Below are 12,617 nucleotides of genomic sequence, written 5' to 3' on the forward strand. Positions count from 1 at the left end.
CCCGCCCCCGACGGGGGCGGGTGTCCGCGGTCAGCGCTTGACGGTGATGCTGGCCGAGGTAGTGATCGGCGCGAGCGACGCGTCGCCGGTGTACGGGCGCATCGAGTCGTTGGTGACCGAGATCGTCACCTTGCCCGGCCGGAGGCCGGTCAGCGTCCGGGTTGCCGGGTCGAAGGCCGCGATCTTCCCGGACCGCCGCGCCTGGTCCACGGATCCGATCGCGACGTTCGGCGAAGAGGTCCAGTGCACCGACATCGGGTACCGCAGCGGCACGACGCGGGTCCCGGCGCCGACGCCCTCCGGCTGGACGATGCTGCCGTTCACCTGCGTCGACTCGCCGACGGACACCGCGACCGGAGCGTCGAGGGTGATCGACTGCGCGAATGCCCGTACGTCGGCCTCGAGCCACTGCTGGCCGGCGTTGCGCTGGGCGTCGACGGACCAGTCGACCCAGCCGGTGAAACCGCCGCGGTCCGGCGTACCGTACGGGTCCTTCCCGGACGACGGGAGGACCGTGTACGGCACACCTTCGACCCGGTGCACGTTCGCGACCTGCGCGTGCGAGCCGACCATCGCGGCACCCTTGCCGGTGCCGTTGCGGAAGTTCGTCAGCAGCTTCTCGACCAACGCGACCTCGTCCCGATCGCCGAGCTGACTCGACTTCGTCTCCTCGGGGTCGTCGACCGGGTGATGCGCGAACACCATCACGTTGTGGATCGAGCGATCCTTGGCGGCGCTGTCGAGGGCCTGTTTCAGCATCGGCAGCTGCGCCCACGCCGACGTACGCAACGTACCGAGCGAGCTCGCGAGCAGGACGAAACGCGTGCCCTTGTGGTCGAACGTCCGGTACGGCTGCCCGAACTCGTTCGTGAAGTTGGTCAGGTCCGACTGGGTGTTGTTGAGGCCGTACGACTCGTGGTTGCCCGGCACGTAGTAGCACGGGACCGTGTTGCCTGTCGGCGTACTGTTCGGTGCCGGCTCCTTGCCGACCGGAATCAGGTCGCAGCCCGCGTCGGTCAGTACCTTCCGGGCGAGCGACAGGTCCTGTGGCAGGCCGCGGTCGGTGATGTCGCCGTTCAGTACGACGAGGTCCGGGCGGGTCTTGCCGATCCGCGCGATGGCGGCCGTCGCGACCTGCGCGAGCGAGGGGTTGTCGGCCGTGAACTGGACGTCGGACAGGGTCGCGAACTTGAACGTACCGGTGTTCAGCGTGCCGTCGGCCGAGACCAGCGGGTCGGCGACCAGGTCGGGCTGCTTCGGCAGGTCGATCGAGGTCGGTACGTCGGCCTCGAACCGGTCCAGTACGAACGTACCCGCCTTCTGCTGCGCGACCGCGGTGTTGATGCCTTGGTACGAGGAGATCGACACCGGGTAGACCGTGTTCGCCGGGAGCGTCCAGGTGATGTTCTGGTAGTCGGGGCCGGCCTTCAACCCGGTCCCGTACAGACCGAGAGACTTGCCGTTGCCGTCGAAGAGGCCGACGTAGTCGAGACCGCTCGGCACGTCGATGCTCGACTTGATCCGCAGCCTCAGGCGGAGCGGCTGACCCGGTACCTGAATGCGGTTCGCGGCGCCGTTCGCGGAGATGCCGACGTTCCGCATCGCGGGGAAGTCGATGCGCAGGCCGTCCGGGTCGACCGACCGGGTGGTGGCCGCGGTGCTGTTGTTGTTCCAGCGGGCGAGGACGTCGTCGTCGAAGTCGTACACGATCTTCGTCTCGACGCCGACCGTGATCGGCAGCTTCACCTGCTGCCCGGCGGCACTGATGGTGAGGATCGTGCCGGCATTGCTGAGCGGGGTGATCTTGAGCTTGCCGTCGGCCGGCTGTACGTCGACGACGGCGTGGTCGTAATCGAGCTTGAGGTCACGCGGGTCGATCGGGGCGGTGTAGCCCTGGCCGTCGCGTCCGGTGACCGCGAGGCTGACCGCGTTCGCCGCGGTTGCCTCGGGGATACTTAGGCGCTCGGAGGAGGGCTCGAGGCTCTTCAGCGGCCCGAGTACGTCGACGCGTTGCGTGGCGCGTACGGGTCCCGCTTGGGCGGAAACCGTCAGCGAGCGGCTGCCGGCGGTCAGCGTACCGTCCTTGATGACCCCGCCTGTCGCCTTCCACACAAGGCGTTTCGGGGTGACCGGGGTCAGGTGGTCGTCGACCGCCTTCGCTGTCAGCACGCGGTGCATACCCGGGAAGACCTTCAACCCGCCGTTGATCAGCAGCTGGTGGACCTTGCCGTCGCCCTTGCTGACGAAGACGCCGACGCCGTTCGGGTCGTTGCGTTCCTGCCCGTCGGACGGGTTGTTGCGGACCGTCGTACCGTCCTCGCCGAGACTGCGCGCGACCATCGTGGTCGAGCCGCCGCCGTCCAGGTTGACGGCGGTCTGGACGCCGCGGTCGGCCAGGTCCTGCGCCTCCCGGTCGATGCCGACGCCACCCTTACCGGTGCCGCCCGGTCCGTCCCAGGTCGCGAGTACGAGCGTCCGGCCGCCGTCCTTGAAGCCGAGCGCGGTCCGCGGCGCGATCGACGGGTCGAGGCCCGGTACGACCTTGCCGTCCTTGACGATCGTGCCGCCCTGACCGAGCGCGAACTTCATCGACTTCGCCAGGTCGTTCGCGAGCTCGTAGTGCAATGCGACGGCGTCGCCCGGCTGCAGCGCGCGGAGCGCCGTCGCGGCCGCGTCCCGCCCGACCAGGTAGAAACCATCGGCCGGGATCGGACCCGCGCCCGCCGCGGACGGGTTCACCGAGACGACCTTGCCCTGCTGTACGAGTACCTCGGCGACGTCGGCGTTCGCGAAACCGCGGGCCCGGCTGTACTCGCCCCAGGTCGGCGTGTACGCGACCAGCCCGTTGGCCGGTACGCCTCCACCGTTGGCGGCGTTGATCGTGAGCACCTTGTGATCGGTACCGGAAAAGGTGGCCGTCGAGTCGACGGCGAGGTCCACCAGCTGGGCGATCCCGTCCTTGCTGACGCCGACGTGCTGCCGGCCGCTCGCATCGGCGGTCTTCAGCAGTTGGCCGTTCTGCACCTCACCACCGAGCGCGGCGTTGCTGTTCCCGATGTCGAAGAACTCGCCGTTCACCCCGGCGACGGCGCCGGCCTTGTTGGCCGCCGTACTCAGCGGACCGCCCGAGGCCACCGGGCCGGACGTCAGCAGGTCCGTACTGACCGCCTTGTCCGCGAGGTTGACGGTCAGGTACTGCGCGTCGACCCAGCCGCGCTGGTCAACGCTCTTCACGTGGTTGAGGGAGATCCCGGGACCGACCTGCTCGGTCGTGTCGACCAGCGCGAGGTGGTCGTCGGCGTACCCGAGCGCCGGCACCGACCACAGGACTGCCGCGGCGGCGGCCGCGGCGATCCCGGACGTCAGAGATTTCATCGTCGACCTGTGCTTTCTGAACGAACCGGACCGGGCAGGACCTGCCGGCCGCGCCGCGTCTCGAGGCGGCGCAACCACTGACTCGACAAGATTCCGGTAAACCACTGACGACAACGTCCCGTCATTGCGTGGACGTTTTACATCCAGTTTGTTTAAGTTAGGCTGCCCTAACCAATCTCGGATCGATCGGAGTTCTGTGCGGCTCGCCGGCTGGGTGCTTGTGACGACCGAATCCGAACGCCTGCTGTCCACACCTGGCCTGCTGGCTCTGGACACGCGGGTCCGCCCCGAGGGCAACGGCGTCTACACCCTCGACGACACCGTCCGCCTGATCAAACAGGTCGGCCCGACCCGTCCGGGGGTCGAGGTGGAGTACTCCCTCGACCCGTCGACGGTGGTGCTGAAGCTCTCCGACCGCCTCCCCGAGTCCGAGGTCGCCCCGGTTCTGGCCCGAGCCTTGGCCGAAGCCACCGCCGCCCTCGATCGACCCGCCGGCGACGAGCCCGTCTTCGGCCCGGCCGGTCGGGACGACGACCGGGTCTTCAGCCCGGCCGGCAGGCCCGAGGTGGACGCCGTACAACGCCCCGCCGACGCCGGACTCCGCGCCGAGCTCCGCCAACGCGGCCAACGTGTGGGCCAGGCCAAGAAGATCCGTGCCCTCGCGCTGACGATGGGCGTGGCCGACGGTCAACCGAACGCCGAACTCCTCCGCACCCTGCTCACCGCGGACGAACGCGCCATCCTCGCCGCCGCCGACCCGTCCAGCCGGCCACTCGACGAGCGCGTGGATCAGCAGGGCTACCTGGCCAGGGCCCTCGGCGGCTCCGGCGTGTCGTCCGCGGTCATCGGTACGGCGGCCGCTGTCTTCACCGGCAACCCGCTCACCGGGCTCGGCATCACCGTCCCGACAGTCGTCAACGCCGCCGTCGGCTCGTTCACCGAACGCCGCCTCGACCGCGAGCGGGCCGTCGGCCGCAAACCGGCGTACAACGCCGAACGGGTCCAGCGCGACCACGACCACCCCGGCCTCCGCGCCCTGCTGGACGGCGCCTCGGACGCACCCCCTCCGCGGGAAAAGATGCCAATGGCAACCGCCTGGCGCAACTACCTGCGCCGCCACGCCGTACCGACCCTCGCCACCGCCGCGGTGGCCGGTCTGCTGACCCCGCTGGGCGTGCCCGCGCTCTCGACCGCGATGGTGATCGCCTCCTCAGCCCTCGCCAAGTCGTTGGCGGATCGCCTTGTGGACAAGAAGAAACTCGAGTTCCGCCTCCGCCGGATCGACGCCACCGAACGCCTCCGGCTGTCCGACCCGGCCCTCTACACCAACCAGCTGGCCACCGAACTGGCCGCGCTGCAAACCCGCTTCGCCCGAGCCGTGAACGCGCTCGCGCCGACGCCGGCTCCGCCGGACGTACCAGGCTCACCGCCGTTCACCGTCAGCCTCGCCGCCCAACTGATCGAGAACGTCTCCGGCACAGCACGCCGCGCCCTACTGGGCGGCCGCACCGCGGATAGCGGTCCACTGCAAACCGCCCTCTCCGCGGCAGGCCCCGGCCTGCTCGGCGCGATCACCGGCGCGATGGGCGACAAGTACTTCCTGAACCGCGACGAACCGGCCCGCGACGCCTCCAAACAATGGTCCCGAACCCACCAGGAAGCAGCCCAAGCCGCAGCCCTGGCCGAAACCGTCGAACCCCGCCTGAAAGCCTTCCGGGACCTGGCCGACCACCTGGAACAGCTGGCAGGCCTCCCCACCGAAGCCACGGCGCTCCCCCAGGCAACGACCCCACCCACGACGCCCCGCCCCGCTGCCAGAGCTCCCCTCTCCGCGTACGCCGTACAAGCAGCCGCAGGCTCGCTGGGCGCAGTAGCAGGTGCCTTCGGCCTGGACCAACTAATCGACATCCCCACCCAAGCTCTAGTACTGACCACCGCCGGCGCCGCAGGCTCCCTGACCGCCACCCCCACCGCCCGCTACCTCTTCCGCCGCCGCGAACTAGGCGTACACGAGGCCCTGGAAACCAATAAGGCAGTCCGCTCGATCAACCAGTCAGAGCTTCTGGAGGCCCGGGCCATCACCCGCTACCTGATGACCCGGCTAACGCTCCAGGCCGAGTCAGCCCTGTCCCAACCACCACCCACCATCCAGACCGCCGCCACTCAAGCCCTGCGAGCCCTTGCTGCCGAACCCCCGGGGAAGCCGCTCCTGGCCGAACGGCTGATCGCCCTGGAACACCTGACCCACACAGCCAACGCCCTGGACCACCACACGCACCACGGCACCCCCGACTCCCAGGCCCATCTACAAGCCCGACTCACCCAGGCCCTGGAAAAGGCCCACCAACTCTGGCGAGACGCAGGCGTCCCGATTGTCCTCCCGCTGAGTCCCGCCCTGGACGACGACCTCGAACACCTCCGCCGCCTCCTCGCCACTTCACACTCCGCCGCGCCCACCAAACAGACCCAGGCTCCACGCGCCACCCGCCCCAAGCCCGAACGAGGACTCGCACCGGGCGGCGACTAGGCCGTACTGAACTGCCCGCCGCGGGGTACGGGGTAGGACGTGATCGACGGTTTCGAAGAGTTCGACGTACAGGTTCCCGGCGCATCGATCCACGGCCGCCGCGGCGGCAGCGGTCCCCCGGTGCTACTCCTCCACGGCTTCCCGGAGTCACACGTCATGTGGCACCGGGTCGCGCCGGCGCTGGCAGCCGAGTACAGCGTGATCGCCACAGACCTGAGCGGCTTCGGCGACAGCACCTCCACCGGCGAGTACTCGATGCGTGCGCTCGCCCAGCACCAGGTCGAGGTGATGAGGACGCTGGGGTACGACACCTTCGCCGTCGTCGGCCACGACCGCGGCGCCCGGTGCGCGTACCGAATGGCCCTCGACCACCCCGAGACGGTGACGCAGCTCGCCGTACTCGACATCGTCCCGACTGTGGAAGCGTTCGACCGAGCGGACAAGAACTTCGCCCTCGGCTACTGGGTCTGGTCGTTCCTGACCGCCCCGATCGCAGAAACCCTGATCGCCGGCGCCCCGGACGAGTTCGTCAACCACCTACTCGACACCTGGGCGGCCGACGACGCGTTCCCACCCGAGATCCGGGCCGAGTACGTACGCCACTTCCGCGATCCCGCCACCGTGCACGCCATCTGCGAGGAGTACCGCGCAGCCGCAACCACGGACTGCACCCACGACGCCGCCGACCGCGGAGTCAAACGAATCACCTGCCCCGTCCTCGCCCTCTGGGACCCCTCCGGCGCCGTCGCCCACTGGTACGGCAACCCCCTAGACATCTGGCGCCAATGGGCCGACAACGTCTCCGGCACCACTGTGAACGCCGGCCACTTCATGGCCGAGGAAGCCCCAGCCGAGACCCTCGAGCACCTACTCCCATTCCTCCGCGACGCCTGACCGCGGCCGCTGTCACTCGTCCTGCCTCAGTCCTGGCGAACTTTCGACGTGTACAGGACGAACTCAAGCAGAAGCTCACGAACTGTGTTGACGTACTTCCTGCGCACAGCGCCTTCCAAGGCACACGCCGCCTCGTGCCATGAGAGCGCGCGGACGACCGGGGCAACACACTGTGCGAGTTCAAACGCGCGTTCGAGCGCCCGTGGACTTGCCACCTCCGCCCACGATCCCAAATATTCCTGCAGTAAGGCCATCATGGCGGGGCTGAACGAGTATTCCGGAAGTCCGAGCGAGATTTCTATGCTGACAAAAAGTGTTCGAAGCGAAACGAAGGGGTGCGTGACTGCGATATCACCCCAATCGATGAACTTTACTTGCCCCGCCCCGAGCAGAACATTTCCATCGTGCAGGTCGCCATGATCAATTGACTCGGGTATCCCGATGGCCGCCAACTCGTCACAGGTCCGCGAAAGCGTCACCAGCGCGGCCTCGATGTGGCCACGGTCGTCGGGCGTAAGACGACGCGATTCACCGCATCGCCAGAATGCGGCGTCATCCATCAGCTCGGTAAGCAACGCCGGCAACCGCGCCAACCGCCGGTCAGGAACACCCATCTCCAAGAGCGCTCCGACGTGATCGGCCACATCGCGCTGAATCCTTGAGTAGTGGGACATGATCCCGCTCCACAGTGTCGCGTCCTTCGTCGGGCGAATACGCTCGCGTAGCCTTTCGCCCGCGTCGACCATGAGCAACCAGCCACGCTCGACGTCGGCACCAATCAATTCCGGCATGTTCTGGGGAAGCCGACGACCGAGCGCGAGCGTGCCCACTACTTCTCGTACGCCGGTGGCTTTGAAGAACACGGGCTGCTTGTCGGTCTCGATCCGCAGGACCGTCGACCAGGGCCCGACACCGAGAATCTCAATCCTCCCGGAGACGGCGAGATCCACCGCCGCTACCTCGTGCTGAATCCACTCGAGGACGCTTCCGGTCCGCCCGATACCGCACCAGGCGGACTTCCGTACGGGCGACACCAATCAGTCGCGCGCAAGCGGCAGCCGCGCCTGGACACGGATGCTGATCGACGAATTCTTGTAGCCGAGGAGTTCGTTCAAACTGCGCATGTCGTCGTTGCCGGTCTGCGTCCAGGTGTAGATGGATTTCACACCGTGCGCTGCCGCCCAGGCGAGCGTCTTCCGCTTCAGGGCTGTCGCGATGCCGCGGCCACGGAATTCACGACGGACCGCCGTATATCCGTTCTCCGCACGATCGGGATGGTCGGTATCGAGCTTGAGTGACGCCACGCCGACGACCTGATCGTCGACCAAGGCGACGAACGATGCCTCCGGCGCGTTGATCCAATCCCGATTCCACTGTTCGAGCGACACCTCCAACGCGGAGGTCAGCGCCAGGTCGGAGAAGGTTCCGTAGACCCGGTGATACGCCTCCGGCCAGAGCTCGGGGCGCTCCGCGACGGTGACGATCGTGACCCCGGCCGGAGTTTCCGGATCGAGTTCCGTACCGACCTCACGAATCTGCTCGATCTCACGATCAACTTCAGCGAAGCCAAAACGCTCGGCGAATGGCATGAGGTCTGGATCGTCGATGCCCGTCGACACCACAGTGTGCCCGCGGGTCCGACTGTGTTCGACGAGAGACCATAGCAACGCAGTTCCAACTCCTCGGCGCCTGGCGCCTGGAACGACTCGCGGACAGACGAAGCCGACCCCCGCGAGATCGGAGTCGTCCGCAATTCCGGAGCCGACAACCTGTCCGTCTTGCTCCGCAATCAGGAGGAGCCTGCCTGGATGTTCCATGGCCCGCATCTCGGATACGGTCGCGGCGCGCTCGCCGGGAGCGACCGTCATCCGAACCTCGCGCCACTGCTCGAGATCGTCATTGGACTCGGCGGTCCGGATCGAGATCGTCCCGCTGTCGTTCATTTCCCACTCATCTCTACCCGAGGCAACTCGAGCCGTTCAGCCTCATGCACGCAGCCACCATCACAGCACGCATCGCTGAAGCGCCGCAGAACCAGACCTGATGCGGCTCGCCCGGCCGGTGCGGTGTCAGTCTTGCTTCAGCGGCCGATGAAGCAAGCAGCGACAATCGCTTCATGAAGGATCGGATGCAACCAACGCAGGACCTGGCCGGACCGCAGCACGTCGCCGAATTGTTCCGGCTGGGACGCCGGCACGAGATGCGACACGAGCTCGTCCCTGCCCGTCGGTTCTTTGAGCAGGCCATGGCTGCGGCCAAGGCGGGCGGGCGGACCGAGATGGTGATGGAGGTCCATGCGTTCCTCGGTATCGTCAGTCTCAAAGAGAACAACCTTGGGTCGGCGCGTATTCACCTGGAGACCGCCCTCGCCATGGCAATCGCAGCGGAGAACGCTCAGCTCGAGGCGTACACCCGGCAGGAAACCGGGTTTCTCCTCCTCGGCGAAGGCAAACCCGAGGCCGCCGGCGGTGAGTTTCTCCGCGTCCTGGGCCTGGCGCCGAGCGTGGGCATCGTGAATCTGACGGGGAATGGCCTCAGCGGGCTGGGGGTTGCGTTCCTTGCTCTCGGCCGCACATCTGAGGCCGTTCCCCTGCTTCTTGGTGCGCTCGGGATCCGCACTGAAATCGGGGATCTTGAGCAGCAGCACGTCGACCTCGTGCACCTCGCCCATGCCGCAGTGCTTCTCGACCAAAAGATGGTGGCCGGCGCCGTGGCCGGGTTTCTCGCGAGCAGCCCCGAGACCAGATTGGGGATGTACGCCCACGACCGTCGAACCTTCGACCTGGTCACCGCGGCGGTCGGAACCAATCAGGCTGCGGCCGGATTCGACGAAGCTCGGCTCCTCGTCGCGTCTCTCACCACCATCGAGGATCCGCGTTAGCGCTGGTGGAACACCTGGCTGTCGGCGCCCTTCGCCGGTTCGTGGCCGGTGCCCTGGCAGCATTGAATCGTACTGAGTCCGAAACGGGGTGGCGCCGCGTTACCCTCCAAAGGAGACCTGAGTGATCAGGCTGCTCCCGCTGTCGGAATTGGTGACCTGGAAACATCCACAGCCGGGGAAGAGGGGGTTGATTCCGTATTCAACACTGAAGCTGGCTGTGGCGAAAGCTGGACCGCCGTGGAACGGCGGGCTGCCGGCGTTCGGGGTCGCTTGGACGACCACATGGTTCAGCGTGACACCGTCGCAGGTGAGGAAGTTTGTCGAACGAGAGAACAGCTGCCCCGTCGCGGTCGCAATCTGCTTGCCGTTGGCCTGCTGCACGTTAACACTGACGGAAGTGTCGATGAAGGTGTCCGTGAGCGGATCGCAGACGACGGTCACCGGAACTGAAATCAGGAGCCGGTGGCTCAGCGTCGCGTTTGAACCGATACTAATGGTGTTCGTGGTGGCACTGGCCGGCGTCGCACTGACCGTCACGAGCAAAGCGGCGAACCCTATGACCGCAGCAAGTCTAGAACGCATGGCCTCTCCCCCTATGACGCCCGGCCGGCAGGGCGGAGCCTTTGGGCCTAGCCGTATTAATGCTCTCGACGACAGGTGGCACTGTCAAGGCCGATTCGGGGGACCGCTGCCGGCGGCATACTGCAAGCCGGTTCACCCGAACACCGTGACCCCGACGTGGGCCAGGGCGCGAAGGTGCTGACCGCTGAGCAGATCGCGAAGCGCCACGCTGCCCGGCCGCACGACCGGCGCCACGCGGGGATCACCTTCAGCTGACCGCCGGCGCACCCCAGCACAGCCCTCAAGCGGCTGACGGTCGCGACGGACGAAGCCGAACTCCGGATACGACGGAGGCCCGTGATCTGCGTTTCCGCAGGTCACGGGCCACTGTGCGCTTGCTGTCTTGCTGGTGGCGGGTGCAGGGTTCGAACCTGCGTAGGCATACGCCGACAGATTTACAGTCTGCTCCCTTTGGCCGCTCGGGCAACCCGCCAGGGTGCTGCCGGTTCGTGAACCGGCGTGGGAGACGATACAACAGGTAGTGGCCCTGACAGCAAATCGGAAAGGAAGTGCCATGGCTTCGGAGTCCTCCTTCGACATCGTGAACAAGGTGGATCACCAGGAGGTGGACAACGCCGTGAACCAGGCGGCGAAGGAGATCAGCCAGCGGTTCGACTTCAAGAACGTGGATGCCGGCATCAAGTGGTCCGGGGAGTCGATCGACATGCAGGCGAACACCGAGGAGCGGGTGAACGCGGTCCTGGACGTGTTCAAGGACAAGCTGGTGAAGCGGCAGATCTCGCTCAAGGGGCTGGAGGCCGAGGACCCGAAGCTGTCCGGGAAGATCTACAAGATCAACGCGTCGATCAATGCCGGCATCACCCAGGAGAACGCGAAGAAGATCTCGAAGCTGATCCGGGACGAGGGCCCGAAGGGCGTGAAGGCACAGATCCAGGGTGACGAGCTCCGGGTGTCGAGCAAGAGCCGCGACGACCTGCAGGCGGTCCAGGCCCTGATCAAGGGCCAGGACTACGACTTCGCCGTCCAGTTCGTCAACTACCGCTGACGTACGATGGCCTGCGGTGAGCCGAGGGTGATCCGGAGCACACGCAGGCCGTCGACGGAAGGACCACTGGCCGCGTGCCGTCGCCGCCACCCCGCCTCGCCCTGAGTGGTGGAAGGGGGTGAGCAGGATGCTCCCCTCGGAGGGTGACGTGATCGACGTGACCGTGGTGGCGTCGAAGCCGTTCGGGTTGTTCGTCGCGACGGATTCGGGTGCGACTGGGCTCGTCCGCGGTGCGCGCGCCGCGGCCGGCGATGTCGTACGCGTTCGGGTGCTCGAGTCGGACGACGTCGAGTCGCGGTTCAGCGCCGTACTCGCCTGAGCCCGGGCATGCCCGCTAATCGGGTCGCTTCGGTGGGCGGTTGGCGGGCATGCTGGCGGGTGTGGGTGTGACGTTGATGCGGAAGTGGTTGTTGGCGGACTTCGGGCTTGAGGTGGTGGAGCTCACACCGGTGGCGTTCGGGGCGGATATCGCGGCGCAGGTGTGGAAGGCGGCGACGGCCACCAACGTGTACGCGGTGAAGTGGAGCGGTGCCGGTACGAACACGGGCCATCAGGTGGCGGCGTTCCTGGCTGACAGCGGGCTGCCCGGCGTACCGGAGCTGATCCGGACCGTCGACGGCGGCCTGTGGAGCGTACACGCGAAGAAGCGGCTCACGGTGACGCCGTGGATCGACGGGCCGCGGGCGGCGGAGACCGGGCTGACGGAGGAGCAGTGGACGGAGTACGGCGTACTCCTGCGGCGCGTGCACGACGCGGAGCCACCGCCACGACTACGGGATGCGCTGCCGAAGCACAGCCACATCGACGCGCGTACGCCAGCGCTGGCCGAGGAGGTACGTACGCGGCTCGAAACGCCGGAGGGTGAGGTCGAGGAGGAACTGGCGGCGGTGTGGAAGCAGTACGACGACGTACTCACCGACCTGCTCACCAACCGTCCACCCGAGCCGACCGGACCGCGAGTGGTCTGCCACGGCGATCCCCACCTGGGCAACGTGCTCGTCGACAAGCACCTGCACCTGATCGACTGGGACGACGTCATCTACGCACCCCGCGAACAGGACCTGATGTTCATGCTCGGCGGCATGGGCGACGTAGGCCCCACCACCGCCGCCCAGCTGAACGCCTTCCTCACCGGCTACGGCCCCCACACCCTCGACGAGGAAGCCGTCCACTACTACCGCCACGTACGAGCCTTCGAAGACGTAATCGGCTGGTCCCACCAGGCCCTGACCGGCCCCGAAGAGCCCTACGCCCTCCAAGTAACCAAGAACATCCTCACCAAAGGCCTGGCCGCCCTGGCAGTCCGATAGGTC

Annotated in this window: 10 protein-coding genes and 1 tRNA gene; 6 read left to right on the plus strand and 5 right to left on the minus strand. The window is 67.1% G+C overall.

Annotation, left to right across the window (positions count from 1 at the left end):
• Positions 1 to 30 precede the first annotated feature (30 nt).
• Positions 31 to 3,375, minus strand: a complete 3,345-nt coding sequence (locus tag ACFYRU_RS06205) for a phosphodiester glycosidase family protein (protein WP_387653552.1) — start codon at positions 3,373 to 3,375, stop codon at positions 31 to 33.
• A gap of 220 nt (positions 3,376 to 3,595) precedes the next feature.
• On the opposite strand from ACFYRU_RS06205, the gene ACFYRU_RS06210 reads away from it, so the two are divergent.
• Positions 3,596 to 5,902, plus strand: coding sequence for a hypothetical protein (locus ACFYRU_RS06210; protein WP_387653554.1), 2,307 nt, complete (start codon positions 3,596 to 3,598; stop codon positions 5,900 to 5,902).
• 39 nt (positions 5,903 to 5,941) lie between these two features.
• Positions 5,942 to 6,796 (plus strand): alpha/beta fold hydrolase, encoded by an 855-nt coding sequence (locus ACFYRU_RS06215; protein ID WP_387653557.1) that lies wholly within the window; start codon positions 5,942 to 5,944, stop codon positions 6,794 to 6,796.
• A 26-nt stretch (positions 6,797 to 6,822) separates the two neighbouring features.
• Here ACFYRU_RS06215 and ACFYRU_RS06220 read toward each other — a convergent pair whose 3' ends face one another.
• Entirely contained in the window at positions 6,823 to 7,746 is a 924-nt protein-coding gene (locus ACFYRU_RS06220; protein ID WP_387653559.1) for a phosphotransferase, read from the minus strand.
• 87 nt (positions 7,747 to 7,833) lie between these two features.
• The gene (locus ACFYRU_RS06225) at positions 7,834 to 8,739 is read right to left on the minus strand and encodes a GNAT family N-acetyltransferase (RefSeq protein WP_387653568.1); all 906 of its coding nucleotides are present in this window, start codon (positions 8,737 to 8,739) and stop codon (positions 7,834 to 7,836) included.
• A gap of 173 nt (positions 8,740 to 8,912) precedes the next feature.
• Here ACFYRU_RS06225 and ACFYRU_RS06230 point away from each other — a divergent pair, with 173 nt between their 5' ends.
• A complete protein-coding gene (locus ACFYRU_RS06230) occupies positions 8,913 to 9,677 on the plus strand; it encodes a hypothetical protein (protein ID WP_387653582.1) in 765 nt (254 codons plus the stop codon).
• Positions 9,678 to 9,776: 99 nt separating this feature from the next.
• Here the strand turns inward: ACFYRU_RS06230 and ACFYRU_RS06235 are convergent, their stop codons facing one another.
• Both ACFYRU_RS06235 and ACFYRU_RS06240 read right to left on the minus strand, forming a co-directional pair.
• On the minus strand, positions 9,777 to 10,259 hold the full coding sequence (locus ACFYRU_RS06235; RefSeq protein WP_387653585.1) for a hypothetical protein: 483 nt from the start codon (positions 10,257 to 10,259) through the stop codon (positions 9,777 to 9,779).
• A gap of 386 nt (positions 10,260 to 10,645) precedes the next feature.
• Positions 10,646 to 10,731, minus strand: a tRNA-Tyr gene (locus ACFYRU_RS06240).
• Positions 10,732 to 10,812: 81 nt separating this feature from the next.
• On the opposite strand from ACFYRU_RS06240, the gene ACFYRU_RS06245 reads away from it, so the two are divergent.
• The 3 genes from ACFYRU_RS06245 to ACFYRU_RS06255 all read left to right on the plus strand — a co-directional run bounded on the left by ACFYRU_RS06245 (position 10,813) and on the right by ACFYRU_RS06255 (position 12,614).
• Positions 10,813 to 11,304 carry a YajQ family cyclic di-GMP-binding protein gene (locus tag ACFYRU_RS06245; protein WP_387653588.1) on the plus strand — a complete coding sequence of 164 codons (492 nt, stop codon included), beginning with the start codon at positions 10,813 to 10,815 and terminating at the stop codon, positions 11,302 to 11,304.
• A gap of 127 nt (positions 11,305 to 11,431) precedes the next feature.
• Positions 11,432 to 11,623: a hypothetical protein gene (locus ACFYRU_RS06250; RefSeq protein ID WP_387653591.1), complete on the plus strand. Its 192-nt coding sequence runs from the start codon at positions 11,432 to 11,434 to the stop codon at positions 11,621 to 11,623.
• A 76-nt stretch (positions 11,624 to 11,699) separates the two neighbouring features.
• The gene (locus ACFYRU_RS06255; protein WP_387658026.1) at positions 11,700 to 12,614 is read left to right on the plus strand and encodes a phosphotransferase; all 915 of its coding nucleotides are present in this window, start codon (positions 11,700 to 11,702) and stop codon (positions 12,612 to 12,614) included.
• Positions 12,615 to 12,617: the final 3 nt, after the last annotated feature.

Origin of the sequence: Kribbella sp. NPDC004536 (assembly GCF_042873835.1) — a bacterium.
In the GTDB taxonomy this organism is placed as follows: domain Bacteria; phylum Actinomycetota; class Actinomycetes; order Propionibacteriales; family Kribbellaceae; genus Kribbella.

What these genes read in the sequence shown, in the direction of transcription:
- ACFYRU_RS06255 (WP_387658026.1), top strand. Translation starts at nt 11,700, where the DNA reads ATGCGGAAGTGGTTGTTGGCGGACTTCGGGCTTGAGGTGGTGGAGCTC.
- ACFYRU_RS06225 (WP_387653568.1), bottom strand. Translation starts at nt 8,739, where the DNA reads ATGAACGACAGCGGGACGATCTCGATCCGGACCGCCGAGTCCAATGAC.
- ACFYRU_RS06245 (WP_387653588.1), top strand. Translation starts at nt 10,813, where the DNA reads ATGGCTTCGGAGTCCTCCTTCGACATCGTGAACAAGGTGGATCACCAG.
- ACFYRU_RS06250 (WP_387653591.1), top strand. Translation starts at nt 11,432, where the DNA reads ATGCTCCCCTCGGAGGGTGACGTGATCGACGTGACCGTGGTGGCGTCG.
- ACFYRU_RS06230 (WP_387653582.1), top strand. Translation starts at nt 8,913, where the DNA reads ATGAAGGATCGGATGCAACCAACGCAGGACCTGGCCGGACCGCAGCAC.
- ACFYRU_RS06235 (WP_387653585.1), bottom strand. Translation starts at nt 10,259, where the DNA reads ATGCGTTCTAGACTTGCTGCGGTCATAGGGTTCGCCGCTTTGCTCGTG.
- ACFYRU_RS06205 (WP_387653552.1), bottom strand. Translation starts at nt 3,375, where the DNA reads ATGAAATCTCTGACGTCCGGGATCGCCGCGGCCGCCGCCGCGGCAGTC.